Origin of the sequence: Bremerella sp. TYQ1 (genome assembly GCF_020150455.1) — a bacterium.
Lineage (GTDB): Bacteria > Planctomycetota > Planctomycetia > Pirellulales > Pirellulaceae > Bremerella > Bremerella volcania_A.
Genome location: NZ_CP083740.1, coordinates 4184239 through 4210949 on the forward strand (window position 1 = coordinate 4184239; position 26711 = coordinate 4210949).

At 56.0% G+C, this 26711-nt stretch carries 23 protein-coding genes; 14 read left to right on the plus strand and 9 right to left on the minus strand.

The features are described 5' to 3' along the window. Positions 1–182 precede the first annotated feature (182 nt). On the minus strand, positions 183–386 hold the full coding sequence (locus LA756_RS16670) for a hypothetical protein (RefSeq protein ID WP_224435851.1): 204 nt from the start codon (positions 384–386) through the stop codon (positions 183–185). A 142-nt stretch (positions 387–528) separates the two neighbouring features. Here LA756_RS16670 and LA756_RS16675 point away from each other — a divergent pair, with 142 nt between their 5' ends. Then, positions 529–1884: a PQQ-binding-like beta-propeller repeat protein gene (locus LA756_RS16675; RefSeq protein ID WP_224435852.1), complete on the plus strand. Its 1356-nt coding sequence runs from the start codon at positions 529–531 to the stop codon at positions 1882–1884. Between the two features lie 129 nt (positions 1885–2013). Here the strand turns inward: LA756_RS16675 and LA756_RS16680 are convergent, their stop codons facing one another. Next, entirely contained in the window at positions 2014–3534 is a 1521-nt protein-coding gene (locus LA756_RS16680; RefSeq protein ID WP_224435853.1) for a hypothetical protein, read from the minus strand. Positions 3535–3628: 94 nt separating this feature from the next. Between LA756_RS16680 and LA756_RS16685 the strand changes: the two genes are divergently transcribed. Together LA756_RS16685 and LA756_RS16690 are read left to right on the plus strand one after the other, a co-directional pair. Further along, positions 3629–4087, plus strand: a complete 459-nt coding sequence (locus tag LA756_RS16685; protein WP_224435854.1) for a hypothetical protein — start codon at positions 3629–3631, stop codon at positions 4085–4087. Positions 4088–4104: 17 nt separating this feature from the next. Continuing rightward, positions 4105–5130: an extracellular solute-binding protein gene (locus LA756_RS16690; protein ID WP_224435855.1), complete on the plus strand. Its 1026-nt coding sequence runs from the start codon at positions 4105–4107 to the stop codon at positions 5128–5130. A 60-nt stretch (positions 5131–5190) separates the two neighbouring features. On the opposite strand, the gene LA756_RS16695 is transcribed toward LA756_RS16690, so the two are convergent. Further along, entirely contained in the window at positions 5191–6456 is a 1266-nt protein-coding gene (locus tag LA756_RS16695) for a DEAD/DEAH box helicase (protein ID WP_224435856.1), read from the minus strand. Positions 6457–6969: 513 nt separating this feature from the next. Then, the gene (locus tag LA756_RS16700; RefSeq protein ID WP_224435857.1) at positions 6970–7263 is read right to left on the minus strand and encodes a hypothetical protein; all 294 of its coding nucleotides are present in this window, start codon (positions 7261–7263) and stop codon (positions 6970–6972) included. A 581-nt stretch (positions 7264–7844) separates the two neighbouring features. On the opposite strand from LA756_RS16700, the gene LA756_RS16705 reads away from it, so the two are divergent. Continuing rightward, the gene (locus LA756_RS16705) at positions 7845–9443 is read left to right on the plus strand and encodes a HEAT repeat domain-containing protein (RefSeq protein WP_224435858.1); all 1599 of its coding nucleotides are present in this window, start codon (positions 7845–7847) and stop codon (positions 9441–9443) included. Positions 9444–9704: 261 nt separating this feature from the next. On the opposite strand, the gene LA756_RS16710 is transcribed toward LA756_RS16705, so the two are convergent. Next, positions 9705–10898 (minus strand): amino acid aminotransferase, encoded by a 1194-nt coding sequence (locus tag LA756_RS16710; protein WP_224435859.1) that lies wholly within the window; start codon positions 10896–10898, stop codon positions 9705–9707. Between the two features lie 207 nt (positions 10899–11105). Between LA756_RS16710 and LA756_RS16715 the strand changes: the two genes are divergently transcribed. Next, the gene (locus LA756_RS16715; protein WP_224435860.1) at positions 11106–11306 is read left to right on the plus strand and encodes a hypothetical protein; all 201 of its coding nucleotides are present in this window, start codon (positions 11106–11108) and stop codon (positions 11304–11306) included. A gap of 33 nt (positions 11307–11339) precedes the next feature. Beyond that, entirely contained in the window at positions 11340–12542 is a 1203-nt protein-coding gene (locus LA756_RS16720) for an inositol-3-phosphate synthase (RefSeq protein WP_224435861.1), read from the plus strand. Between the two features lie 117 nt (positions 12543–12659). Here LA756_RS16720 and LA756_RS16725 read toward each other — a convergent pair whose 3' ends face one another. Further along, positions 12660–13805 (minus strand): sodium:calcium antiporter, encoded by a 1146-nt coding sequence (locus LA756_RS16725; RefSeq protein ID WP_224435862.1) that lies wholly within the window; start codon positions 13803–13805, stop codon positions 12660–12662. 6 nt (positions 13806–13811) lie between these two features. Further along, complete coding sequence (locus tag LA756_RS16730; protein WP_224435863.1) at positions 13812–14789, minus strand: aldo/keto reductase; 978 nt, start codon at positions 14787–14789, stop codon at positions 13812–13814. A gap of 745 nt (positions 14790–15534) precedes the next feature. Here LA756_RS16730 and LA756_RS16735 point away from each other — a divergent pair. Then, on the plus strand, positions 15535–16659 hold the full coding sequence (locus tag LA756_RS16735; RefSeq protein ID WP_224435864.1) for a hypothetical protein: 1125 nt from the start codon (positions 15535–15537) through the stop codon (positions 16657–16659). 418 nt (positions 16660–17077) lie between these two features. Here the strand turns inward: LA756_RS16735 and LA756_RS16740 are convergent, their stop codons facing one another. Then, complete coding sequence (locus LA756_RS16740) at positions 17078–18253, minus strand: tetratricopeptide repeat protein (protein ID WP_224435865.1); 1176 nt, start codon at positions 18251–18253, stop codon at positions 17078–17080. A gap of 162 nt (positions 18254–18415) precedes the next feature. Between LA756_RS16740 and LA756_RS16745 the strand changes: the two genes are divergently transcribed. Then, complete coding sequence (locus LA756_RS16745; RefSeq protein ID WP_224435866.1) at positions 18416–19906, plus strand: sulfatase; 1491 nt, start codon at positions 18416–18418, stop codon at positions 19904–19906. Positions 19907–19908: 2 nt separating this feature from the next. Continuing rightward, entirely contained in the window at positions 19909–20991 is a 1083-nt protein-coding gene (gene corA / locus LA756_RS16750; protein ID WP_224435867.1) for a magnesium/cobalt transporter CorA, read from the plus strand. A 3-nt stretch (positions 20992–20994) separates the two neighbouring features. Here the strand turns inward: corA and LA756_RS16755 are convergent, their stop codons facing one another. Then, positions 20995–21468 (minus strand): DNA/RNA non-specific endonuclease, encoded by a 474-nt coding sequence (locus tag LA756_RS16755; RefSeq protein WP_224435868.1) that lies wholly within the window; start codon positions 21466–21468, stop codon positions 20995–20997. A 291-nt stretch (positions 21469–21759) separates the two neighbouring features. Here LA756_RS16755 and LA756_RS16760 point away from each other — a divergent pair, with 291 nt between their 5' ends. The 5 genes from LA756_RS16760 to LA756_RS16780 are packed head-to-tail and all read left to right on the plus strand — an operon-like array spanning position 21760 to position 26700. Further along, positions 21760–22707, plus strand: coding sequence for an RDD family protein (locus LA756_RS16760; RefSeq protein ID WP_224435869.1), 948 nt, complete (start codon positions 21760–21762; stop codon positions 22705–22707). 13 nt (positions 22708–22720) lie between these two features. After that, the gene (locus LA756_RS16765) at positions 22721–23785 is read left to right on the plus strand and encodes a stage II sporulation protein M (protein WP_224435870.1); all 1065 of its coding nucleotides are present in this window, start codon (positions 22721–22723) and stop codon (positions 23783–23785) included. Beyond that, positions 23775–24650 (plus strand): hypothetical protein, encoded by an 876-nt coding sequence (locus tag LA756_RS16770; protein WP_224435871.1) that lies wholly within the window; start codon positions 23775–23777, stop codon positions 24648–24650. The genes LA756_RS16765 and LA756_RS16770 overlap by 11 nt, the downstream gene beginning before the upstream one ends. Further along, positions 24650–25477, plus strand: coding sequence for a DUF4129 domain-containing protein (locus LA756_RS16775; protein ID WP_224435872.1), 828 nt, complete (start codon positions 24650–24652; stop codon positions 25475–25477). The genes LA756_RS16770 and LA756_RS16775 overlap by 1 nt, the downstream gene beginning before the upstream one ends. Beyond that, positions 25477–26700 (plus strand): hypothetical protein, encoded by a 1224-nt coding sequence (locus LA756_RS16780; protein ID WP_224435873.1) that lies wholly within the window; start codon positions 25477–25479, stop codon positions 26698–26700. Before LA756_RS16775 ends, LA756_RS16780 begins: the two co-directional genes overlap by 1 nt. The last annotated feature ends 11 nt before the right edge of the window (positions 26701–26711 follow it).

Consider the following 26711-nt stretch of genomic DNA (forward strand, 5'->3'; position numbering starts at 1 on the left):
TTCGGACGAGGGTATAGAGCAAGCCGAACCGAAACAAAAAAGTTCCGCCTTCTCTCGCGCACGAAAGCGGAACCTCCATTATGCGGGTAATGAAATGGGAAGGAAGATGATTTCCCGAGAAATTTCTGCGCTTCACCGAAGGATTTTGGTAGACTTCCCCCGCTGAAATTCATCGGCAAGCGTTAATCGGCCAGCTTCTTTAGGGCCTCGTCGATGACCGCTTGTATGTCGAGATCGCCCGAGTTGATGCTGTCCATGATTGAATCGACTCGTGTTCCCGCGTCGTATTCTTCGACTTGCGCGATGATGTGATCGATCTCGATATCGGAATAGTTCTCGCCGCGAAGATAATCGCGAAGTTCTTGGTATTGCTCGTTTTCGGACATCTCTCTTCCCCCAGTGCGCCCCTAACTTGCCTGCCCTTTGCCTGGCAGACGTTCGTTAAGAAATTCTCGATTTTGGCTTGGCCGCGTGGTAAGTTAGAGCGACAACTCCTCCTTCCCGCTCCCCAATCTTACCCCACAAAACATGATGTTCGCCAATTCTCGTCGCTCGCTGCCGTTTCGTCCGGTTATGCTGATTCTCCTTTTGCTTCTGCCGTCGGCGATCGTCGCGGACGAATCGCACTGGAAACCGCTCGTCCAAGGCGACCCCGCCGATTGGCCGCAGTGGCGTGGCCCTGAGGCAATTGGCTTCAGTCCGGCCCAAGACGCTCCTACCAAGTGGAGTGCCGAAGAGAACATCGCGTGGAAGACACCGCTGGAAGGCTGGGGCGATTCGACGCCTGCGATCGTCGGCGATCAAGTCTTTCTGACGCTGCAAAACGACGCCAACGAACTGCGTCTGCTCCGTTTGAATGCGAAGACGGGAAAGGTCGAAAAGAACATCCTCGTCGATCAAGCCGAAACGCCTCGCAAAGCGCCCCGCCGCAAGACTCAGAAGTTCCACAATCTGCACAACATGGCGAGCCCTTCCCCCGTCGTGCATGGCGATCACGTGGTGGTTCATTTCGGTAATGGCCTGTTGGCGACTTACACCAAGGAAGGCGAAGAACTGTGGCGACACAATCTTCAAGAGCTGTACGGCCCCTATTCCATCTGGTGGGGACACGCCAACAGTCCAGTCATCTACGATGGCCTGGTCATCTCGGTCTGCATGCAAGATTCGCTTTCCGACTTGCAAGATGAACCGGTCAAAAGCTACTTGATCGCCCACGACTTGAAGACCGGCGAGAAGCGTTGGATGACGCTTCGTATGACGGGAGCCCCTGCGGAAGAAGCGGACGCCTACACGACGCCTCTGTTGCTCGAAAAAGATGGCCAGGTGCAACTGGTCGTCATGGGTGGCAACACGCTCGACGCCTACGATCCTGCGACCGGTAAGCAGCTTTGGCAGCTTCCGGGGTTGGTCGGTGGACGCACGGTAACAGGGCCTATCGTCGCGGACGGCAAAGTCTTCACCACGCGAGGCATGCGAAAGCCTCTTCTGGCAATTAAGCTGAGCGGCAACGAAGGCAAGCTGACCGAAGATGCCATCTTGTGGGAAGTCGACAAGTCGACGCCTGACACGCCTTCTCCCGTTTATGCCAACGACATGCTCTTTACCGTCACCGACGACGGCATCGCGCATGCCTACGACGCCCAAAATGGGGAACTGGTTTGGCGAGAACGCCTCGGCGGTAACTTCAAAGCATCGCCGATCGTCGCCAACGGCAATGTCTATTACATCAACATCGACGGCCGCTGTAGTGTGGTCGCCGCGAAAGATAGCTACCAACTCGTCAGCGAAAACGAATTGCCTGACACCACGATCGCCTCGCCTGCGATCGCCGACGGAAAGCTGTTCATTCGCGGTAAAGAGCACCTCTACTGCATCGGGCAGTAGCGAAGAATCGCTCGCAGCACATGCCTTCTTATCCGGTGCCCTCGCTTCTGTTTTTGAAGAGAGCGAAGTGAGGGCCAGGATAAGGGGTCAAGCCATGTTCCCACTTACCAATCAGAACTCAACCTCCGCTCAGTCCTTCTTCGCGAGCGGTTTGATCTGGACTTGGATGGTCCCTTGGTTATCGGCTAGTTCGGCCGGGCTTTCGTTCACTTTTAGGAACAGAATGCAGGGCCCTTCCGGATAGAGCGAATTCCCCAGGCCGACCGTGTTGCTCTTGGACAACGGCGTGATCGTTCCGCCGAGCCATGGTTCGTTGCGAAGCGAACCGACCAGCTGCCCCAGCGGCCTTCCTTTCCAGTAATGAATCGTCACGCCGTTCGGTTCACACATCCATGCCTGTCCGTCGTCGCGGATCTGATACTGACCGATCGCTTTCACTTCATAGTCGACTTCGGGATCAAGCAAAATCCCAGTCGACTGCCAGCCTCGGTCGGCTGATATCTCGACAGTCATCGCATCGCCAGAAAACGGAACCGGTTCCCGATACTCGACTTCGTTTCGCTGCCAGTCGTAGCCATACTCGGCGTTGGTCATGAAGACTTCCCAGCCTTCTTCCACCTTCGGCATCACGTCGCCCAGTTCGTTCCACAAGCGTTCACTGAAACCGCCGGTCAGCTTCACTTGAGCCACCATGTCGCGGAATGTTTTCTGAGTGAGGCTGTTGTTGTCGAGATAGGCACATACACCCCAACACCAGCCATAGGGGCTGTTCTTTTTAAACTCTTTGTTCTCCGTCCGCATCACAGTCGAGATCGAAAGCGCTTTGCCTTTTTTGATCGAGTCTTGAATGATCTTGATGCGGCCCCACATCGGCGTCGCTTCTTTCGACTCCGGCATCACCCTGGTTTCCAGCTGGCCGTTCTCCCAGCGATGCGTTCCGAAATGTTCCGCCATTCCCTCCATGTACCAGGGCGGACCTGCTCCGCCGAGCAGGATGTACATGAACGCATGCGTCCCTTCATGGATCAGCAGATGTCGTCGGTAATAGTCGCTCGGCTGATCGTTCAGCCACAACGCATCCCCCTGGTAATAGCCATGCAAAAACTCCGGCAGCGTATCGGGAAAGATCCCGGCTCGGCGGAACTTCTCGTTGTCTGACATCAACACCGCTTTGACTTTCCAGTCGTCGTTTGCGTTGGGATCGACACGGAAGTATTCGCACCACTGCGGATAGGCCGCATCGAACACGCTCGGCAACTCGTCGATCTCCGGCGACGATTCCAGATCGGTATACAGCGTGACATGCTTCCCTTGGATCGTGCGGATCCCGTTGGCGGTCAGCTTCGCTTCGTCCACGGTGAACTGCACTTCCGGCTCGATCCGTCCGACCTTCAAGCGGTTCCGTAGCCCGTCCGAGTTCATGAACCCTTGCCCTAACGCATCGGCGTCGCTCTTCGGCTTAGAAAGGGTTGTGTTTGCCGTGCGAATGTTGGGCTGCTTCGGCTTCTCCGGCACTGGCTTCGGTTTGGGTTTCGACTCCGGCGAAGAAGTATCCGGCGCAGCAGCTACCGGTTTGGCCGGCGGATCGGACGATCCACAACCAGGAACAACCAGTGATGCCAGAAGAATTGCGAGTACAATGCGTTGCATGGGCCGCCTCTGCCCGAAAGGAAGACAAACGTTCGGATTGGTGGTATTTTAGACGATAATCGATTTCACGTCTTTGTTCATGTTAAGACATCTGATGCAGGACCATACCTCGCCTGGAAAAACCGGTTTGCCGAAAGCCCATGCCGCGTGTGCGTTAATTTGCTTCGCCGGCGCGATCATGACATGCTTCGATTGGCCCTCCCCCGCTCCGCAGCATGCTTCGGCCATGATGCCGGCTCTTTTGATCTGGGGAGTCGCAGCGCTGTATCAATTTCTGCTCGCTGCAGGCCATTTGCGAACCTCGGTGCTGGATCATCAGCACTTGTTCAGCAGTAGCCGTTACGAACGTCAGTCCGACGTGGGCTGGATGATCGCCAACGTCGTCGTCCTGGTTGTCGTAGCTCTCTTCTTCGCTCGAAGATCGGAATCGATTCCGCTTCTCACAGGGCAAACGACGACACTCGTTTCGCTTCTGGTCACCAGTATCGTGTCGTTGACCGTCTGGGCCATTCGCTGGAAAATAACGCCCCGCAAACCGAACCCGCCTACTTAAAGCTTAGCTTATCCCTTATGACCGATCGTCTTTCGCTCGCCACGCTCTTGATTCTGTCGCTCGGTCTCTGCTCCTTCGGCTGTCGTCCTGCGGCAAAGCAGGAAGTCGTGGCCTACACGGCGCTCGATCAAGAGTTCTCGGAAACGCACTTCGACGCGTACGAAAAAGCGACAGGGGTCGATGTCGTGGCGAAGTACGATACCGAAGCGAACAAAACGGTCGGCCTAACCCAAGCCATCTTGGCCGAGAAAGAACGGCCTCGCTGCGACGTCTTCTGGAACAACGAGATCCTCAACACGCTCCGCCTGCAAAAAGCAGGTCTGCTTGCTCCGTATCAGCCCAAACATCAGGAGGAATACCCTGCCAGCTTTCGTTCTTCCCAGGGGCTTTGGTTTGGCTTCGCGGCTCGGGCTCGGATCTTGCTGGTCAACACCGAAAAGCTTGGCAAACGTAAGCCTCCCACGTCGATCTTCGACTTAGCCAGCGATTCTTGGAAAGGAGAAGGAGGTTACGCGAAACCACTTTTTGGCACGACGGCGACGCACGCGGCCGTGCTGTTCGATGAACTGGGCGAGGAGAAAGCGAAAGAGTTTTTCACCCAGCTACAAACCAACGCCAAGATGTTTCCCGGCAACAAGCAAGTCGCCCAGGCCGTCGCCAGTGGGCAAATAGCGTTCGGTCTGACCGACACTGACGATGCAATGGTGGAAATCGAGTCAGGCCGCCCTGTCGAGATCGTCTATCCCGATCAAGCGGATGGCCAGCTCGGTACGCTTTTCATTCCCAACACCATCGCCATCATCCAAGGTGGCCCCAACCCCGACGCGGCCCAAGCGTTGGTCGATTACCTGCTGTCCGCGGAAGTTGAAACGGCCCTCGCCCAGGGCCCCAGTGCCCAGATTCCTCTCAACACAAGGCTCGATATTCCGCTGAAAGTCGAATCCCCCAAAACGATCCGCGCCATGAAAGTCGACTGGGACGCTTCGGTCGATCAATGGGACAAAGCTGCCGAGTTTCTGCGCGAGACCATCCTGACGAACTAAGCCGGCAAGCTCAAGTTACGACAGCGGTCCCAACCGACCGATGGCCCCTTCGGCCGTCTCTTAAAGCGCTCGGCGGTGGCGGCGGCGAGGGTTCTTTTTGGGAGGCTCTTTCTTTTCTTCGTCGGCCGGTTCGCTGTTGGCGTCACGGGCATGCGTGGGGCCGGTTTCGACGGTGGTCTTCACGTACGGATTGAAGCCTTCAATCTCGTCGCGGATCAGCAGCTTATCGATTCGCATTTCGATCCGCGTGAGCTGGTTCCCTTCTTCCGGCGTGACAAACGTGTAAGCCACCCCTTCTTTGCCCATTCGCCCGGTTCGACCGACGCGATGCACGTAGTCGTCGGAGTACTCCGGCACGTCGTAATTGACAATCAGCGTCACGTCCGAGATATCGATCCCGCGGCCGACGACGTCGGTGGCGATCAGAATGCGGTACTTGTTGTCTTTGAAGTCGCGGATCGTGCGGTTTCGGGCACCTTGATGCATGTCGCCATGGATACAGCGGACCAGCTTCGTCTTCTTTTGCAGTCGCTGGAACAGTTTCTCCGTCCCCCGCTTGGTGCGGCAGAACACGATACACTTGGTCGGTTGTTCGCGGCGAAGCAAACGGACCAGCAGTTCCATCTTCTTGGGACCGTCGACGGTAAAGTAATGCTGCTCGATTGTGTCGGCCGAGATATTTGTCGGCGAGAAGTCGATCTTCACCGGATCTTGCATGTAGCGATTGGCGAGCCGTTCGATCGGCGGCGGAACGGTAGCGCTCAGCAGCATGGTTTGGCGATCATCCGGACAACGACGCAGAATCTTTTCGATGTCGGGGCGGAAGCCGATGTCGAGCATTCGATCCGCTTCGTCGAGCACAACGATGCTCAAGTTTTCCAGCGACAGCGAACGCCGCGTCATATGATCGATCACGCGGCCTGGCGTGCCGACGACGATGTCTGGGTTTCGCTTCAGCTTGTCGATCTGGCTTTTGATCGGTTTGCCGCCGTAGATCGCCACCGTGTTGACGCCCATGCCTTTGGAAAGCTTGGTGATCTCGTCACGCACTTGCACGGCGAGCTCTCGCGTCGGCACCAGGATCAACGCGTGCGGCCCTTTGCCTTCGGGAAGCGTTTCGATGATCGGAATGCCGAAAGCGGCCGTTTTGCCGGTCCCTGTGCGGGCCTGGCCGAGGACGTCCTTCCCTTCCAAGGCGATCGGGATCACGCCAGCTTGAATCGGCGAGGGAACCTCGTACCGGGCCTCTTTCAGCGCGGCGAGCATCTTTTGGGAAAGGTCGAGATCAGTAAATCGCTTTTCAGGAGAATCTTCGGAGGTCGACAAGGTACTAGACCGTTTCTGCGTAGGACGTCTTCATCGGAAAAGACGCGGGAGTGAAATTCCGCGGTATCCTCAGCAGGTCCCTGACATTCGAGCGAGAGCTCGTGTGACAGCCCCGAAGGGGCGACCGTTGATCACCAGTGGGAAGCAGACTTTCGCCGCTGGTTATGAAGGATCGCCCCCTTGGGGCTGGCATTTCACGATAGCCGTACCACCGGATGGGTACGCTGGACCTACCGTTACCGCAACTTTGCGTTACATCAATAAGCCCTAACGATAATGCACAAAGGGCGATAGGACAATCTCGCGTGCCCCTCAATCGGCTGGCACTGGCCGAACAAAGCGGTGTTCCGTCAAGAAATTGGCGCCGCGCAAACAAATAGGCCGAACCACCGGCCCGTATCGCTACGGGACAAAGGTTCGGCCTTTCTCGTCGTTATATGCCAGGCCACCCTGGGGGGGACCTTATTTCGAAGAAAGAACCAAGTGGCCGAGGGATAAGCTCGGCCCGACTGCTTAGGTCGCAGGCGTTGCCGGAGTGGCGGTGGCAGCGGCCTTTTTGGTCGAAGCCTTCTTGGTGGTCTTCTTCTTTGCGGTCTTCTTGGCAGCCTTCTTAGGGGAAGCCTTCTTGGTCGCCGTCTTCTTGGTGGCGGCCTTCTTTACCGTCTTCTTAGCGGCCTTTTTAGGCGAAGCCTTCTTCGCGGCAGCTTTCTTCTTGACCGTCTTCTTCGCAGCCTTCTTAGGCGCAGCCTTTTTGGTGGTTGCTTTCTTGGCGGTCTTCTTCGGTGCAGCTTTCTTCTTGGTTGCCATCGTTCCGTGGGCTCCTCAAGAGTTCGATGCCCGGGTAGGTAGTAGAGAGGTCTTTCGGGGCATCACAAAAGTCCTCTCGAATCTGCATAGGCAGTTATGCCAATCCCAAAGCCAACGGCAGTGGGCTTTAACATCCATTTCCATCCGTCCGAATGCATGGCAGATTCGATCGGGAGAACTGCGACCATGGTCGCCTCACCCCTATTCGACTCGGCATCCTCGCGGGAATTTCAAGCCGGCGTTTTTCTTCTTTCGCAAATGTTGTCGCGTCTCAAAAAACTGCATGAGCGACGCGACCGAAAGCATGAAAAACTACTTCTCGCAAATTGAATCAACTTTGCCTTTCTTTCGTCAAGGTGAATTATCGAACCACGAATCCAATTTGTTCAGAAAAACTATCGCTGATCGCGCACACTTCTTTGAAATACCTTCGCACGATCCTTCGCACTATGTCGAAACGCAACGACTCGATGCGGCATGCCGATGCCGCGCAGTTGGTGGTCGCGAGCAAACGCTTTGCCCTTTAGACTGTAGATGGACCAAGTTGTTGTCTGCTGTTGACCTATGCGAAAGTGACTTCCATGTCGGATCGATTGAATGCCGTTCTCAGTGGCTGGCTCGAAGGAGATCAAACGCTTCAAGCGTTGGTCTCGCAGAAAGAAGCCCTGCAATGGATCCTGAGTGCTGAAGAGCTGGAAATCTCGGGTATTTTGCGGTTTTTAGAGTCCGTTCCGCCCGAGATCTCCGACGCCAAACGAAGCTTTCTCGATCGCGTTTTGAACCTCTTGGCCATCCGTTTGCGCGAAGTCGAGCAGCTCGATCAGGACGACCTTCAGCGGATTGCGACCGCCTATCGACAATGGGGCGCGACGCATCGCATGGGGCACTTGCTGCTCGCGCTGTTGTCAGCCACCGGCGACGACGAAGCACTCGCCGTCTTCACGGAACTGGTCGTCGAACAACCACCGACCAACTCCAACGCCGCCGCGATCGCGTTTGTGCCACTACTTCGCCAAGACGATCTGCCGACCGAGACACTTTTTCCAAAATTGTTGGAAGCGCTCTCGCATCTCTCCGTCGCATCGCTCGTGTTGGATCTCGCCAACTATGTGACCCGTAACGGCATGGTCGCGCAGCATCCGGCTTCCGATCGCGTCGAAGCCCTCGGCGAACTGTTTGGTGGTCTCATCGCGCGGCTTTCCAAGTTTGAAACCGAGCCGCCCAAGGAAGCTAAAGACTTCGCCGCAGCGAAAGTTGCCGTCACGGAAGCAACCTCCATCGCGCTGGCCATCTGCGATGCGTTCTCCCTCATCGGCGACAGCAAGGCCGAAGGTAAACTCAAGTCCGCCTTAGAGTTAAAGCATCGAAAACTCCGCTCGGAAGCGGCCATCGCGCTGGCCAAACTGGGCAACGATGAAGGTAAAGAGCTGCTTGTCGAGCTGGCCGCCGAGGCCGTGTGTCGCCCTCGCGTGCTGGCCGTCGCCGAAGAGCTGGACATGCTCGACAAGATTCCTAACGAGCAGAAAACCGACGAGGCCAAAGTCGAAGGAGAGCTCGCCGCGTGGCTCGCGCTCGACACCCAGTTCGGCATGCCGCCGCACGAAGTACATCAAGTCGATCGCCGCGAGCTCGGCTGGCCAGGCTTCGAAGAAACGCAGCACTGCCATTTGATTCAGTATGCCTATCACATGCCTGGCGGTACGTTCCAAAGCGTCGGTATCGTTGGCCCTGTCACGCAAAGTTTCGCCGTCGATCTCACGTCGCTGCCGCTGCCAGACATCTATGCCGCGTTCGCCGGATGGCAGGCTGAACATCCTGAGGTGTTCGAGCTGGAACCGCACCAATGGCAAGCCAATCAGCAGGAGCTTGCCAACAGCCTCTTGCAGCGTGTCGCTAGCGAAGGCTACGAAACACCTCAGCCGGCGATGCTGGGTTTCTTTTTCGGCGATGTTCGCCTGATTGCCGCGACCAAGAAGGATGGCCAGGCCGGAACCGCCGTCGCCGATCTACGCAACACGACGTTCTATCCCGCCGGAGAAAGCCGACACCCCATCGGCCCTCGCGAAGCGTACTACATCCACGCTGGCCGCGAATATTTACACGCATTTAACAAAGAACGTCCCGAATGGGTCTCTCTGCACGAGAGCCTGGCCGAAAAAGAAGCGTCCGATCCAGAATAACACGCGAAAAGCGAAACGGTCGTCCCCTTGGGGCTAAGGCTTCAAGCTCCGGTCCCCTCGCCCCTGCGGGGAGAGGGTTAGGGTGAGGGGAAAACTGAGCATACGCTTCAACACTTCTTCCCCCCTAGGCATGTAGCAAACCCAAGCCACTTTTCCTGCTCCGCGCAAAAAAGATGGCTATCCGACCTGGTTGCCGGTAGCCATCCTGCGATTTGTCTCGTTGGCATGCCCACACGAACGAGGGCATGCCAACCAATTGGTTTAGCTGACGACCTTTTTGATCCCTTCGCAAAGGCGGTCGACGTTGGCTTCGCTGATACCGGCCACGTTGATTCGGCCAGAACCGACGATGTAGATGCTCATGTCGCTGCGGAGTTGATCGACTTGCATCTGGTTCAGCCCCGAGAAGCTGAACATCCCCTTCTGGTTCTGGATGAACGAGAAGTCTTGATCGATCCCAGCGGCCGAGATCTTGTCGACAAACAGCTTACGAATGCCATTGATGCGGTCACGCATGTGGGTCAGTTCTTCGTCCCACAGCTTCGTCAGCGACGCGTCGGTCAGGACCGTTTCGACCACGGCGGCACCATGCGTCGGCGGGTTCGAGTAGTTCGAGCGAATCACCTTCTTCAGCTGGCTCAGCACGGCGGTCGCTTCCGCTTCGCCTGAAGCGACGGCGGTCATTGCTCCGACACGTTCGTTGTAGAGACCAAAGTTCTTGCTGAAGCTGCTACAGATCAGCATCTCTTGGCCAGGACGTGCCAACTCGCGAAGGCCGGCCGCATCTTCGCTCAAACCGTCGCCGAAGCCTTGGTAAGCGAAGTCCAATAGCGGCAGCAGTTCCTTTTCCTGAACCAAATCAGCGATCGCTTTCCACTGCTCCGGAGTCGGATCGATCCCCGTTGGGTTATGGCAGCAGCCATGCAGCAGAACGACGTCCCCTTTGCTGGCTTCCTTCAACGAGCTGATCATGCCGTCGAAGTCGAGCCCGTTGGAGGCTTTGTCGAAGTAGGCGTACGTCTTCAGCGGAACGCCGGCCGCGGTGAAGATGTTGGGGTGGTTCGGCCAAGTGGGCTGGCTGAGCCAGATTGCGGCGCCAGGAAAATTGGCTGCGATAAAATCGCCTGCGACACGCAGTGCCCCGGTACCCCCAGGCGTTTGCACGGTGACGGCGCGATTTGCGGTAATCACTTCATGATCGGTGCCGAACATCAACTCGCGAACCGCTTTGGTGTAGCCGGCGCGGCCATCGATTGGCAGATAGCTCTTGGTGCTTTCCGTTTCCAGCAACCGTTTTTCCGCTTCTTTGACGCACTTCAGAACCGGCGTCACCCCCTGCTCGTCTTTGTAAACACCAACGCTCAGGTTGATCTTTTCAGGGTTCGAATCGTTGCGGAAGGCTTCGTTGAGACCCAGAATTGCGTCCGGGGGAGCCGTTTCGACGTGCTGGAACATACACTTCCAATGGGTAAGAGGGTCTTGGGAACGTCTGCACTGGGGAACCGCGGAAGACATCAAGCCGAACCGATCCGATTCAGGCCGTCTCCGAGATCACGTTTCCTGACACAGACGTTAATCGTTGGACAAACGCATTCATTTTACGAGATGCACGGCCGGTCTAATAGTTCGCTGACGCGGCTGAAAAGTACCAAACTGAGAAAAATGACACATATTCTTGCGGCTCAGCCCTGGGGGATGGGTGAATTCGCCGCCCAAACCGACCATAATGGTAAGCTTCACCCTTCCTTGCGAAGCCTGCCTGGAAAGTTCCTCCCCCAATCCGGAACTAGTCGCCGCCAACTTGCCAAGCGTTACGCTGGCAGCAACGGCATCTCAGGCCCTTTGGGCAGCGTCGGGAACTGATATTTCGCCTCTCGATTGGAAAGTGTTTCACAGATGGCAGGCTCGCGTACCGGGATCTGGCTGATCGGCGCCAAGGGCGGCGTCGCCACCACCACCATTGTTGGATTGCTCGCGCTCAAGAAAGGGCTGACCGAAAGCGTCGGACTTGTGAGCGAACTGAAGCAGTTCGAGCATCTTAACCTGGTCGGCTGGGACGATATCGTCATCGGTGGTCACGACATTCGCGAAACCAGCTTGCTGGACGAAGCGTACAAGATGGTCTTCGAGAGCCGCGCCATCGATGGCCGCTTAGTCGAAAAGATCAAAGACGACCTGACCGCGCTCGATGCCAACATTCATGACGGCACGCTGATCAACGCCGGCAAGAAGATTACCGAGTACGCCCACGAAAAACTGCAAGCACTGCAGGAAACGCCGCGCGAAGCGGTCGACCGCTTGAAGGGTCACATCGCCGACTTCGCCAAAGCGAACGATTTGGACAACGTCGTGATGGTCAACATCTCGTCGACGGAACCTTCGGTCGACGGCGAGCAGTTCCCCAAGACTTGGAAAGAGCTCCAGCCGCAGCTTGCTTCCAACGAGTGCAAGTTACCAGCCAGTTCGTTGTACGGGATTGCCTCGCTGGAACTTGGTTACCCGTTCATCAACTTCACCCCTTCGCTCGGCACGGCGCTGGACGCACTGGACGATCTGGCCAAGTCGAACGATACCTGCCACATGGGGCACGACGGCAAAACGGGCGAAACGCTTCTCAAGAGCACGCTCGCTCCGATGTTTGCCAATCGCAACTTGAAAGTCATGAGCTGGGTGGGGCACAACATCTTTGGCAACATGGACGCCAAAGTGCTCGACGATCCTGAGAACAAGAAGACCAAAGCGGTCAGCAAGGATCGACTGCTCAGCAAGATCTTCGGATACACGCCGCAAACGCTGGTAACCATCGAAAACATCGACAGCATGGGCGACTGGAAGACGGCGTGGGACCACATCCACTTCCAAGGCTTCCTCGGCACGCCAATGGTGATGCAGTTCATCTGGCAAGGAAGCGACTCACTGCTCGCTGCCCCGCTGGTGATAGACCTGGCTCGCTTCGCCGACCTGGCTCAGCGCAAAGGAGCCACCGGCCTGCAAACGCAACTCTCCAGCTTCTTCAAATCGCCACTAGGCACCGAAGAAAACGATTTCGCGAAACAGTTCCGCCTGCTCGAAGAATGGACCGATTCGCTCAAGGGTTAGTGGCGAACTCGCAGTGCCCCGTAGGGTGCATTTTATCGCACCAGACAAAACGATCTGGTTGCCATCTGGTTCGCCGCCCAAAGCTGCGAACCGCTGCGTGGTGCGTCGAGACGCACCCTACCGGTTGAGCGGTACGTTGATGGCATCAGGTTTCGGCGGTACGTACGAGACCTCTTCGATCGGCGGGTCGTCTTTGATCTCTGGCTCTCCGGTCGGTCGAGTCAGCTCGTAGATTCCCCAGATCGAGAGCAAGCTCAACAGCACGACCAGCAGTGCGTCAGGCTCGATGATCGAGTACTTCTTCTTCTCGGCGCGATACAGAATGCCCATCGTCGCCACGCTGGTCAGCAGAATGACCGCCATCCCTGTCATCGCATGGACTGGGCTGGCATCCGCGAGAAGCGAACCTTTGGTATAAATCGCGTCGATCGGCAGCAAGATCGCGATGTTGAACGTGTTGCTCCCCAGAATGTTGCCGATCGCCATGTCTGCGGCCCCCATGCGCACCGCCACAATCGTCGTCACGAATTCCGGCAAGCTGGTCGTCAGTGCCAACAACGTGCTGCCGACAAACGTCCCGCCGAGCCCGGTAATCTCGGCAAGGCGATCCGCGGTCGGGGCCAGATAACCAGCGGCAATGAAAATCACAACCGTCGTGGCCAGGTAAATCCCGATCGCCACGCCTAGCGACATGCTCTTGCGTTCTTCTTCCTGCTGCGGCGACTCTTGTTCCTTTTCCATCTTCGCCGCCATCTGCTGATCTAAATAAATCAGCCGCACCGAGAAGATATAGAACACACCGCACGCAATCGTCCCAATGCCCAGATGCCATAAGTGCAGCGGAATGCCGACGCTGTCTCGCTCGAGCAGCAGAAACAGCACCACGATGGCGATCAACGCCATGCTGACCATTGCCGACAATGCATGCGCCGAAGAGATCGACGAGAACATCCGCGCCTTCGAGTGGAACATCAAGTCGACGATCCCCAGAATCAGCAGGTTAAACAGCGAGCTTCCCAGCACGTTCCCCAGCGTCAAGTCGACACCCTGCGTACTGTCCGGCAAGCGCACCGCATTAATGTTGATCGCCAGTTCCGGCAAGCTTGTCGCCGCGGCCAACAGCACCAAGCCGGCCAGCGAAGCCCCCATGCCAGACTTCTCACCGATCACGTCGGCCGCTTTCGCCATGTAATTGCCGGCAAAGACAATCACGATAGCCAAACCCAAAAAGATAGCACCCAGTGTTAGCAGTTCGCCGCCCATGCGTCTCTATTCGTAAATCGGAAAGAAGGTGTTAAACGCTGCCTCGCAGAAGTCGCCGGGATCGTTAAAGCGACGGTTCTGATTCAAATCGGACAGCTGAGTCATCTGGTCGTTCGTCAACTCGAAGTCAAATATTGCGCCATTTTCCTGTAAATGTTCCGCAGAACTTGCTTTCGGAATTACAATCGTTCCGCGCTGCACCGCCCATCGCAAAAGAACCTGGGCAGGCGACTTGCTCGCTTCCTTCGCCACCCCTTGTACCACGTCATGATTCAGCAGCGACTCGCTCTTCTCGGCCATGCCCAGCTGATAGTACGAGCTCGGCCCGAACGGCGAGAATGCCGTCACCGCAATCTTTTCCTGCGTGCAGTACCGCAGAAGTTTTTCTTGGGTTAAACGTGGATGAAGTTCTACCTGCAGCACGCTCGGGCGAATTTTCGCATACGACAGCAAGTCTCGAATCAACGACGTGCCGAAGTTGCAGATCCCGATGTTCTTCGCCAGGTTCGCGTCGACGAGCGACTCCATTGCTTGCCATGTCTCGGCGATCGGCACCGGCTGTTCGACCAATTGCGGCTCGCTCGCGTTCGGATCGTAAAACCATTCTGGCGGGTAACGATCTTCAAACGGTACGTACTTCAAAGAGATTGGAAAATGGACCAGGTACAAGTCGACATAGTCGAGCCCTAAGTCGCTCAGCGATTTCTCACACGCCGGGCGAACATGCTCCTTCGCGTGATACGTGTTCCAAAGCTTCGACGTAATCCACAACTCATCCCTCGTCGCGATCCCTTCGTCGACAATCCGCTTCAGCCCCTGCCCCACTTCCTGCTCGTTACCATAATCGCACGCACAGTCAAAGTGCCGATACCCGGCCTTGGCGGCGGCCACAATCACGTCGGCACAATGCGACTTGTCAATCTTCCAAGTACCCAGCCCCAATAAGGGCATCTGCGAACCGGTACTAAGCGTCTGCGAATTCATGGGGCATGCATCCAAGAAAGGGAACCTTCAAGCGAGGCCCACTATAACACAATCCCCAGCCCCTGTCGGCGATTGCCAATCAAAGCGTAGGGTGCGTCTCGACGCACCAGGAATTGCCTGCCCGGTATCCCACAGCATCGCGTGGCAACGCCATCAACGAGCCTTCTACGTTAAAATGTGAAAGCCCAATGGCGATCGCATTCGTAATAACATGGTGCTTTGAAACGCACCCTACGCTCCTTGCCATGGTAGATTAACGACATCTCGCCAGCTCCGAAGAAGCGACGTATCGTCCAAACGAAAAACTTGTCCCACTTACTTCTGATTCAGCATGCAGACGAAGACGACGGCATGGCACCCGGCCCATTTCCGTAGGGTGCGTCTCGACGCACCAAGTAGTGCCTGCCCGGCACCCAACAGCATCGCGTGGCAACGCCGTCAAGGGACTTTCAGCTCTACTAAGCGAAAGGGTCGATGGCAATTTCTCCGAAAACACATCGGGCGTTGAAACGCACCCTACAGGCCATCGCCAAAGGTTCAAACACGCACGACCGGCGTAACAATGCTTCGCGGGGCTTCGAGTTTGCCTCGAATTTGGGTCCCGACTTGCATCGGGCCGGTTTGCGAGGCAGAATCGTAATAACTCGCCCAAATTGCCAAAAGCTCGCCAGGGACCTGTCCGCCTTCGAGCGTGGCCCTGCCGAATTCGCTTCTATTGCAAAAGTCATCTGACGAGGTAGCCATCATGTTCGCGCGTATCGTTTTGTCGTCGGCACTTGCTGTCGTCGGAGTTGGCCTGATCAGCCAGCCCGCTTTCGCGATTCCATTTTTCTGGGAAGTCTTCAACGAGAAAGTCGTCCCTGCCGAGCCGAAGGAAGAGCCTGCCAAAAAGTTCGCGGCGGCCGCCACCGGTTCGAAGTGCAACGTCTGCCATATCGATGGGCAAAGCAAAAAGGAACGCAACGCTTACGGCGCAGCACTCGACGAACTGCTGGACAAAGCAAACTTCGGCAAGGACCGTCTCGAGAAGGAAAAAGACAAAGCGACCGCAGAAGTGGCCGCCGCTCTCGAAAAAGTGAAAGCGATGAAAGTCAACGCCGACGACGAAAAGTCGCCGACGTTTGCCGACAACATCAGCGCCGGAAACCTTCCTTCCGACATCGCCAAAGCGGAACCGAAACCGGAGCCTCAGCCAGAACCGATGCCGGCCGCTGCCGAAGGGGAAAAAGAATCAGGTCTCGTGCTCGATCAAGCCGCGCTCGACAAGTTGAAAGCCGAGATCAAGCAGGAAGTCAAAGCGGAACTTTCGACCGATCTTCGCAAAGCCATGGCCGACGCCATCAAGACGCAGCTGCAAGTGATCGAGATTGTCAAAGCCAATCCTGCGCCAACGGTTGACGATGCCACCGAAGAAGAAGCGATCAAGCAGATCGTCGCCAAAGGAGGCCGCGTGAATCTGCTCGCACAAAACTCAGACGAGAAAGTCGTGTCGTTTCACCTGAGCGACAAGCCAATCGATGACGAAGCCCTCAAGCTGGTTCGCAACCTGCGAAACGTGGTCGAAGTCAACGCCCGTGGTACGGCCATCACCGATGAAGGAATCAAGCATTTGGTCGGCCTGCCCAATTTGCAGCGACTGAATCTCGCTCAAACCAACGTCACCGACGCCGCACTGATTTACCTGGTGCCGCACACGAAGCTGGAGTACTTGAACTTGTACGGGACGAAAGTGACCGACAAGGGAATCGATGTGCTGGCCAACATCACCAGCCTGAAGAACTTGTACCTCTGGCAAACCGGCGCGTCGAAAGAAGGTGCCGAGGAACTTGAGTCGCAGCTGACCGGACTGGAAGTCAACGTCGGTAGCTAAGTCGCTTCTCGCTCGACCATCGAAAATCAAATCGCGTGACGACGTCGACCGATGTTGTCACGCGATTTTTATGCGCCGTTAGTGGCGAACACGATGCCCTTATTCTCGCCTCACTCCTCGGCCAACCTCCGTGGGAGATATTATAACCAAGTATTGTCCAAGCATGCGCGAACTATTCGCGACTTATTGATCTTACAAACGGTTTTGAGTCTGTTTTCCTCGATAGTTTGCGCGTTACCAAGGCTCGAATTAAGGGTAGAGTGCCTCAGGCGAACGAGGAACGCCAACAAGAAGACGCGTAACTCTCCGGAATGACGCGCATTTCAAAACTTCCTTAGGTACTTGGACATTCGTTTGGTAGAATGTCAGCACCTCCGTTCTTTGTGCCAAAGCTCGTTGGCAATTCAGACGTTATCGCTTAAACCTCTTCCGGATTCAGCCGGGCATACGCTTCGTCGGCCCAGGGGGAGTCGGGGTTAAGCTGCAGACATTTCTCCCAATGCGACGCCGCTTCACGCTCGCGGCCGAGCTCGTCGAGCGTTCGTGCGAGATGGTAGTGAGCGTCGCAGTAGTCGTCGTACACTTCGATCGCGTCTCGCAGTGCGGTGACCGCTTCGACCAGTTGGCCTGACTCCGCCAACACGCAGCCCAAGTTGGCTCGCGCCTCGATCATTTCCGGGTCCAGCTCGATCGCCGTGTGATAGCGTTCGATCGCTCCGTCCAAGTGGCCTGCTCGATACAGCAGTTCGGCCAGGCGGAACGATCGCTCCGCATTCGGTCCCCCGATCGACAACGCCGACCGTAGGCACCGAATTGCTTCTTCGAGCTGTTCGTCATCTTCGTAGTCGGCAGCTCGAGCGTCCCACTGGGCGGCAGTCTCGGGGGTTTCGCTGCCGGGATCGACGACGTTGAACGCTTCGGTGAAGTCCTCTTCGCGGTCGAAATCGAACCGCATTTGGCCGCCTGGCTCGACGAGCCCTTCCCCTTGCCGCAGCAAAATGTCGCGTCCTTCGACCATGACCGACAGCTGAACCAGCGGCCGCTGCACATCCGGCAGGTATTCCGAGATGGCCGAGAGCTGCCGCTCGATCCGATCAGGCGACATGCCAGAGGCCAACATCGAAGCCAACTGCTTCGCCGTGGCGACTTCGCGATAGTCGAAGTAGGGCAAGCTGCGAACTTGTCGGGCCGGGACAATCAGGCCTCGCCGATGCCAGCGGCGGATGATTGATTTCGAGACCCCCAACAAGTCCGATAGCATCGCGGGGGTGTACAGCCGGTGCAGCTTCTGATGCGGTTCGATCAGCCCGAGCCACTGCCAGAGGGTGGTTTCGCTGATGAACTTAAGATCGCCGGCAGCGGCTTTTTCTTGGAGTTCTTCCGAGATGGCTTGATCGCCGAGCCCGCCCAGATCGTTCTCGCCAAAGACGACGATATCGACGCGATCGTCGACTTTTTCGCTGGGGGTGGCCTCCGCTTCTCGTAGGGCCGCGAAGACCTCGCGCCGCGTCATTCCGGCCAGCTTGCCGACAATGGCGACTCGTTTGCCCGACAGATCGCCGGCTTCGTTCTGATTGGCCCAATCCGTTGCCACGTGCCAAAATCCCAGAAAGCGGGCCGCCCCGCTGGTCCCCACCGCGGGAAAAGGCTGCGGGCAAACCCTTTCCTTCACAAGGTTTAGCCTACTGCAAGAGCGGCCCAGGGACTAGGCCCGAAATGGCGGCAACCTTGTTTCTCGGCAGCGGATCGATTAGGTATGGAATCCGCCGAACACCCACTTTTTGACGAGATCATCATGCTTCGAATCGGTTTGACCACGGCGATTTTCGCCCTGCTGCTCGTCCGCGTAGCCACCGCGGAAAACAACTATAACGTTCTGTTCATTGCCGTCGACGACTTGCGGCCCGAGCTTGGCTGCTACGGACGTTCCCCATCGGTGAGCCCTTCGCTGGATGAAATGGCGAAACAGTCGGTCCTGTTTCAAAATCATTTCGTGCAAGTTCCGACATGTGGGGCTTCGCGATACGCGCTACTTACCGGACGCAGCCCGGCGAAAACAAATGCCCTGGGGAACGAGGCTTTATACAGTGGCAAAGTGGCGTTGTCACACAAGCAGTTGCCGGGAGCTCAGTCTCTGCCGGAACTGTTCCGGCGAAGCGGATACCACACCACGCTGATCGGCAAGGTGTCGCACACGGCCGACGGAAAAGTGTATGCCTATAACGGTAAGGGAGATGGCCGCGACGAAGTGCCGCATGCCTGGGACGAATTGGCGACGCCGTATGGTCCGTGGAAGCGAGGCTGGGGCATCTTCTTCGCCTACGCTGACGGAAAGCATCGCGAAGATGGGGGTGGGCACCAAGACCTGATGCAGTTCACCGTCGAGAACGATACCGATCTTCCCGACGGGATGATGGCCGAAACCGCGGTCGAAAAGCTTAAAGCATACGGCGAAAGTGGCCAGCCATTTTTTATGGGGCTTGGCTTCTTCAAGCCGCACCTGCCGTTTGTGGCTACCAAGCAGGACTGGGAAGCGGTCGACCAAATGGATATCGAACCTGCTCCGCACGGGACGAAACCCGAAACCAACTATTGGCATTCCTCTGGAGAGTTCTACAAATACAAGACCGACTATCCCAAGTCAAATCCGCTGGCTAAGGAAGACCAAGTCACCGCTCGCAAAGCGTACCTCGCCTGCGTGCGTTACACCGATCGGCAGATTGGCAAAGTGCTTCAAGGGCTAAAAGCAAGCGGCTTAGAGGACTCGACGATCGTGGTCGTCTGGGGCGATCATGGTTGGCACTTGGGCGAAAGTGCGTTGTGGGCCAAGCACGTTACCCACGAACGTGCACTGCGTAGTCCCTTGCTCATTAAAGTGCCTGGCGTGACCGATGGTGGAAACGTTACTCCGGCACTCGCGGAAACACTCGACATTTATCCAACGCTGGTCGAACTTTGTCAGCCAAAGTTTCAAGAGACGCAGTTCCCACTGGATGGTATCAGTTTGGCTCCGCTGCTTCACGGCAAAAACGATTCGGTCCGGGACGTTGCGATCAGTTATTGGCGTGGCGGCAATGTCAGCATTCGAGACGAACAATATCGATTGATCATGCAAAACGCCAAAGGCAAACCGCAGAAGATTGAACTGTACGATATTAGCGAGACGCCCGATCCCGTTGAAAACCTGGCCACGCAGAAACCGGACGTGGTCTCGAAGTTACTCCAAGCCGCGCAGGATGCATCGTAAACATGAAGTTGCCCATTGATTTGCAGTTTCTCCGCCGTCCGTTTGAACGTCGCACGCCGCCTGGCTCTGCCCCCGGCACGGCCACGAAACCGGAAGAGGAAATCGCATCTCACGTTCATGTCACCGCGTTCAGTCCGAACGAAATCAAAGAAGAAGTCATCACCGAAGTTGAAGACCTGCGTGAGTATCTGGGCAACTACGACGTGACTTGGATTCATGTCCACGGTCTGGGGCATACGGCTCAGCTTCGTCAAATGGCCGATATGTTCGAGCTGCACCCGCTGGTTTATGAAGACATCCTGCATCCTCATCAACGTGCCAAAGCCGAAGAGTATGGCGACTATGCATTTATCGTGGCCCGAATGGTCGAGCTGGAACCGCGACTCGATACGCGGCAGCTGAGTATGGTGGTCGGCGACAACTATGTCTTGAGTATCGAAGAGGCGAGCGACAACAACTATTTGGAACCGGTTCGCGAACGGCTTCGCAAGCCAGTCGGACGCATTCGCCAGATGAAAGCGGATTACCTTTCCTACGCACTGCTCGATACCGTCATCGACCACTACTTTCCCGTGGTCGAATCGTTTGGCGATCGGCTCGATGCGATCGACGACCCTTTGGCAGCTGGTTACACGAACGACATCATTCCCGAGATCCAACGTATCAGCAGCGATTTGCTAACCATTCGCCGCAATTTACTGCCACATCGGGAAGCGATTCGAAACATGATGGGGGCCCGTTTCACGCGGTATACCGACAACACAACCGTCTTCCTGCGCGATGCCGACGACCATACGTCACAGCTTCTCGACGCAATCGATGCGTACCGCCAGATTTGCTCGGACATGCGAGATTTCCACTTCGCACTGACAAGTCAGCGGGCCAACGAAGTGACCAAGACGCTGACGATCATCGCCACGGTTTTCATCCCGCTTAGCTTTATCGCCGGCGTGTACGGAATGAACTTCGAGGACATGCCCGGCCTCGATTGGAAGTATGGCTACGAGTTTTGCTGGCTATTGATGATTGGCGTAGCGGTTGGCTTCATCGGCTGGTTTTACAGCCGCGGCTGGTTCAAAGGATAGTGTCTATCGCTGCGCCAGAAATGGATTCGGCATGTGTGGATAGAAGTTGAAGATCCTCCATCGCGAATGCATGCCGTTGTCGAATTGGCACTGCACATGAAAGACATAAGGCCGAATTTCAGTCAGGTTTTGATACCCGACTTCGACTTTCATGTAGCCATCTCGGTCACCAAGGAGCTGCTTGATGGAATCTTCCATCTGCTTGTACTCGCCTCCGGAACCGTTGTTGGCATGCCCATGCATCGCCACAATATTTCCGCTCGCCGCATCACCCGGGCCGCCAAACTGATCGGCAATCAGGTGCCCATGATGATCGAACGCAGAGCGATAGTACCCGCTATGAGGTCCTCGGCCTGCCACGAAACGAATTTTTCCCTCGAAGCATGTGGTCCGGAATTGTCCGCCGGGCAGTTGGTCTTCAGTGACTTGGAAAATCAAATCGGGCGATTTGCCAACGACATTGCGCATGCGAGCCATGATTCAGGTGATTCCTTCCGCAGGACAAAAACCTTGGGGGTAATCGGCATCATACCGTCTGATAGCAGGGGTCGAAAATGAAATCCGAGTTAATCGAACCTCTCGACGACGTATTTACGCGTAAGAAGCTGTGCCTAAAAAGGTGGTCACCTCTGTTGAGGGGTGTTAAAACCGATTAATCTAGGACGAGTGCTCGTCTTTTCGCAAGTAGTTGCGGTAGACTGGAGATAACTCATCTGACGGCAATCGATTAACGCACGCCGCATCGGCAAGGGATAGAAAAGCTCCTCGATGGTAGCTCCGTGGAACACCGAGGCAATCGACTCACAATTCAAAGTCGTGACGCCGGAAAACATCGCGTTCAACTACCAGGTCGCCGGACCCTTCCGTCGCTTGCTTGCTTTTCTGTTGGATTTGGCCATCCGTGCCGCGGTGATCGTCGCGTTCTTCATCATGCTGGCCATCGCTGGCGTTGGTAACGCGTTGGCTCAAGCGGGCCTGGAAGACCTGATGGTCGCCATGATGACGCTGGCTGCCTTCTTCTTCAATTGGTTCTACATGGCCGCCTTCGAATATTGGTGGAATGGAACCACGCCGGGTAAGTGGCTGTTGAACTTACGTGTGACGACCGACGAAGGCGAACCAATCAATCTGTTTCAGTCGGCCGTACGAAACTTGTTTCGTTATGTCGATATGTGGCCGATGGTTCCCCTTCCCTTCGCGGCGATGCGGGAAGAGATGACCGCCGAACCGATTGTCGTGACGTTTCTGTTCGCGTTGATCGTCCCGATTTTTAATAAACGTTTTCAGCGGATCGGCGACTTGATCGCGGGAACGATGGTGGTGATCGAAGATCGTTCGTGGCTGATGAAAGTCGCCAAGATCGAAGACGACCGTGCCCGACTGTTGGCTGATTACATTCCGCCCAATTTCGTCGCGCCGCGAAGTATGGTCAAAGCGGTGGCCACATATGTCGAACGGCGACGTTACTTCACGACGGCTCGCCGCCGCGAGATCGCTCGGCATTTGGCGGAACCATTGTTGGAAAAGTTTGGTTTGCCTGCCGATACCAGCTACGATCTACTCCTCTGTGCTCTGTATTATCGCACGTTCCTGTCAAAGCAATCGACCGATGGAACCAAGGATGATGCCGAGCTATTGCAGAACCCAGCCCACCAAGCCAATCCGTATGCCGGAAATGCTGCGTCACAGTCACTCGCGGAAACGAATTTAAAGTAGAGGAACCACGGCGGTGAAAGTTGCCCAACTGATCGAAAAGCGACGCGTCTACTGGCAAGAGCTGGAAAGTCTCTGTGCTCAGATGGCCAGCTCGCGCAAGAAGACGATCGGGGCCCGCAATATTGCTCGCTTCGCGACACTGTACCGAGCCGCTTGTGCCGACTTGGCACTCGCCGATAGCTACCAGCTGCCGCCGAACATTGTCGACTACCTCCATAAGCTTGTCGGTCGTGCTCATGGTCAGTTGTACCGCAGCCGTCGCGTCGATTGGTCGAAGATCGGGGATATTCTGTTTCGGCAAATTCCTCGCGAGATCTTCCAGGATCGTTGCGTGCAGCTGACGTTCTGGCTGTTCTGGATGGTGTTTCTGCTGGCTGGCTTCATGGCCTCCAACCCGGACCGTTTTCCTAACTTCGCAGCTGAGATTGTCGGTGCCGAAAACATCGATATGTACGAACAGATGTACGCCAACGCACCAAGCAGCGGCAACAACGGCCCCAGCGCAGCAGGCGCGGCGTTCTATGTGAACCACAACACCGGTATCGGTATCAAGTGCTTTGTCGTGGGAATCACCGTAATCGGAGGCATCTGCGTGCTGCTGTTCAACGCGGCAGTGTTGGGGGCAACGTTTGGGCACATGGCAAGTCCCAATGTTTCGGAAGATGTCAGCCAACACTTCTTCGAGTTCGTCACCGCCCATGGTCCGTTCGAACTAACGGCCATCGTGCTTGCCGCTGGTGCCGGGCTACGGATTGGGTTCTCGCTCATCAGTCCCTACCACAAAGAAGAATCGCTTGAGCAGGATGAAATACGCAAGGACGAGGAAAGCCTGTTCGATAAGTCACGTCGTGTCGCTTTCGAGCGAATCGACTCGCTCCGTATCGGTGCGAAACGAGCTCTACCAATCATGGGCGCATCCGCCATTTTGTTTATCCTCGCCGCGATGATCGAAGCGTGGATCTCCCCTTCTCCTCTGCCGGAGCAAGCCAAGCAAGTCGTTGCAATCTTCTGCAGTGGTTTGCTGATGGTGTACTTCATCGTGCTCGGCTATCCACGAAGGGAATCGGATGCAGCTTGATAAAACCAAAATAGCGATCCGCGAACGAGAGCTGCTCGAGATTTACGATCTTGCACTGATCGTAATGCGGGTCTATTGGTGGAAGATCATCCAGGCCCTCGCCATCACGGCGATCCCCCTGACGCTAATCAATGCCGCGCTGCTGTGGGTGATGGAACCCGACTTGGTGGTGAACGAAACGGCGGCCCAGTTCATCTACCTGATGATATCGCTCATCTTCCTGCAAGCTCCATTGGCAGGCCTGCCGATCACGCTGCTGCTGGGGGATGCTTTGTTTCACGAGAAGCCAGACTGGCGACGCATGTGTACCGGATTGTGGCCGGTCATACCGCGTGTGTTTTGGATCATTCTGGTTTTACGCGCCATCTTGCCAGGCATGGTACTCGCCGCGTTTGCCGCTTACGACGAGAACATCGTCGCTGGAACGCTGATCTTCTTCGTCTGCTGCTACGCGGCGATTCTTCGCGCCGTTCGTCCATACATCGGCGAGATCCTCATTCTGGAGAAGAACCCTGTCTTCTCGAAACAGAAAGAAGCGATCACCGTAGGGCGTCGCAGCTCGGCTTTGCATCAACCTAACTTCGGCGAACTGATTATCCGTGCGATGGCCTCCAGCATCAGTATTTTGCTGGCCGCAAGTATCGTGATGAACGTCTTTGGACTACGAGGTTATGTTTTCGGGCAATGGAACTGGGACGACATGTTCCTGTTCATCTGGTTCCCGCTGGCGTTGTGGCTGGTGGTTGCGTTCATGACGGTTGTCCGTTTCCTTTGCTATCTCGACCTCCGCATTCGCCGCGAAGGATGGGAAGTCGAACTGGTCCTTCGCGCCGAAGCGACACGAATCAAGGAGGTAGCCGGATAATGCGTTATCTCCTCGCGCTAAAAATGCTTTGGTGCCTGCTACTTATGGCCGCTGCGGTTCCTACTGTGTCGGCTCAAGAGTGGGATACGTCCGAGTACGGCGAGCGTCAACTGAAACAGCCCGTCGAAAAAGGTGGCGAAGCGCTCGCCAATATCCCGCAAGCCAATTGGTACGACAGCAAGTCAGGTGAGATCCGCAGCGTTCCGATCCCTGGCGAAACCAAAATGCCCGACTCTCAGCCTGGGGTCGAGAAGAAAAAAATCACCCCCAAGCCTGCCAACAATGTCGGCGGCGGAAATTGGTTTCCCAGCATGGGCGGCATGTCGTTGGCATCCATCGTGATGTACTCGCTGCTGATCATCATCCTGGGTGTCATTTCGTATTTGATTTACCGTGCTGTCAGCGCCGGGGGGGCTACCGCCAGCAGTTCTTACGTTCCTGAAAACATCGTCGAAGAAAAGTCCCGCCAAGTCGACCGCGTCGAACACCTTCCTTTCGAGGTTAAAAAGAAAGACGGCAACTTGCTGGACGAAGCACGCCGCTGTTACGAGTCTGGCAACTTCAACGAAGCGATCGTCTATCTTTTCAGTTTCCAACTGCTGGAGCTCGACAAAGGGCATATCATTCGTTTGGCCAAGGGCAAGACCAACGGGCAGTACCTCCGCGAAGCTGGTCGAAATCGCGACCTGCGAAAGATCCTGCAAGGAACGATGAACGCGTTCGAGGATGTCTTCTTCGGCAACCGAGATCTATCACGAGATCGGTTCGAGCGTTGCTGGAATCAGATGAGCCAGTTCAATCAGCAATTGGCAGGAGGTAGCGTCTGATGACAACGAACCTCCTCCGCATCACCTCCTTTCTTTTCGTCGTTGCAGCGCTGTTACTATCCGGTTGCGGTCAACCGAGCGACAAGCTCTCGACGGTCTATGGCAAACGAACCGGCAACGGCGTCGGCAGCATCAACGGCACCAAGGCGTTGTCCGAGATGTTCCGCGAAGCTGGCTACGGCATCCGTAGCTACACGGCCGTCTCGCCAGGGATGCTGCGTCACGACGTAATCGTCTGGGTCCCGAGCGGCTTTGATGGCCCCTCGCCTGAATTCCGCGAGACCATCTTGAACTGGCTCGACGAAGAAGAAGGTCGGACATTCGTCTACATCGGGCGAGATTTCGATGCATCCATTCCATACTGGACCGATGTCCTTAATCAGGTCGAACCCAAACAACGCTTCGATGCGATGCGTCAACGCAGCCTCGCCGTCGAATCGTTCGACCAACTGCGAAATTACCAAGACCCGAAAACCGATTACTACTTCTTCGAAACCGAGCGAGACGCACCTCGGCGGAAAGCCAAATCGCTTAGTGGCCCGTGGGCCGAAGGAGTGGATGCGGCAAAAACAGATATCGAGCTTCGGTCACGGATGATTCCGGCCGACGAAGAATCGATCTACGAAGACTTTGATCCACTGGACGACAACGATCTTCCCATTCACCTGATCGAAAGTTCGGAGATCCTTCTCGGCTCCGACGATGAAGCGATCGTGGCCAGGCTCGGTAGCGACTACAGCGACAATCAAATCATCTTGATCAACAACGGTTCGTTCCTGCTAAATCTTCCTTTAGTCAATCCCGAGCATCGCAAGCTGGCCGGCAAGTTGGTAAACCAGTGCGATCAACCCTACGAAGTCCCCGACAGCGTCGCGTTCCTGGAAACGGAAGGAGACGTTCGGATAATGAACGCCGATCAATCGACAGCTGGGAACAGCGGCTGGGAATGGCTTTCCCAGTGGCCTTTGAATGTGGTTGGCTTACAAATGGCATGGTGGCTGATTGTGCTTTGCTTCGCGTTGTATCCGATCTTCGGTCGAGCGAAGAAACTTCCTTCAGCCCAGACATCCGACTTCAAGAAGCACATCGATTCCGTAGGCGACTTACTGCAAGCGACCGACGACCATGGTTACGCGCAGCTTCGCCTCCAGCAGTATCAACAAGTCATGAAAGGAGACGCCGTCTATCGCCGGTCGAAAACGCGTCGCGGTGAAGGTAAATAGTTCACCCGGCC